General features: G+C 69.3%; 1 protein-coding gene. It reads left to right on the top strand.

The genetic code is table 11. The features are described 5' to 3' along the window. Window positions 1-700: polyketide synthase dehydratase domain-containing protein (locus ABD299_RS24765; protein WP_344266982.1), on the top strand; the 700-nt coding region annotated here is incomplete at both ends.

Raw genomic sequence — 700 nt, 5'->3', positions numbered from 1 at the left:
GCCGACGTATGCGTTCCAGCGACAGCGCTACTGGCTGGATGCTCCGGTGGTGTCGGGTGATGTGGAGTCGGTGGGGCTGGAGTCGGCGGGTCATCCGTTGCTGGGGGCCGCGGTGGAGCTGGCGGGGTCCGATGAGCTGGTGCTGACGTCGCGGTTGTCGGTGGGGAGTCAGCCGTGGCTGGCCGATCACGCGGTGTCGGGTTCGGTGATCTTCCCGGGGACGGGGTTCCTGGAGCTGGCGGTGCAGGCGGGTGACCGGGTCGGTTGTGAGCAGGTCGAGGAGCTCACTCTCGAAGCTCCTCTTGTTCTCACCGGTGAGGATGCTGTTGACCTGCGTGTGACGGTGGGGGAACCCGATGACGGCGGACGTCGTGTTCTCACCGTGCATTCCCGTTCCGGGCGGGCCGGGTTCGGTGAGCCGTGGACGCGTCACGCCTCCGGCAGTGTCGTGCCCGAGGCGGTGCGGCCGCCCGCGGAGCTGACGGCATGGCCGCCGCCGGGTGCCGAGCCGTTGGAGGTCTCCGACCTCTACGAGCGGTTCGCGGACAACGGGTTCGCCTACGGCCCGGCCTTTCAAGGGCTGACAGCGGCCTGGCTGCGCGGTGACGAGGTGTTCGCCGAAGTCCGGCTCCCGCAGGAACAACAGCAGAACGCCACCGGCTACGGCATCCACCCCGCACTCCTCGACGCCGCACTCCAC

It is taken from the genome of Streptomyces sodiiphilus (assembly GCF_039529215.1).
Classification (GTDB): domain Bacteria; phylum Actinomycetota; class Actinomycetes; order Streptomycetales; family Streptomycetaceae; genus Streptomyces; species Streptomyces sodiiphilus.
This window is presented reverse-complemented; position numbering and strand designations above follow the sequence as displayed.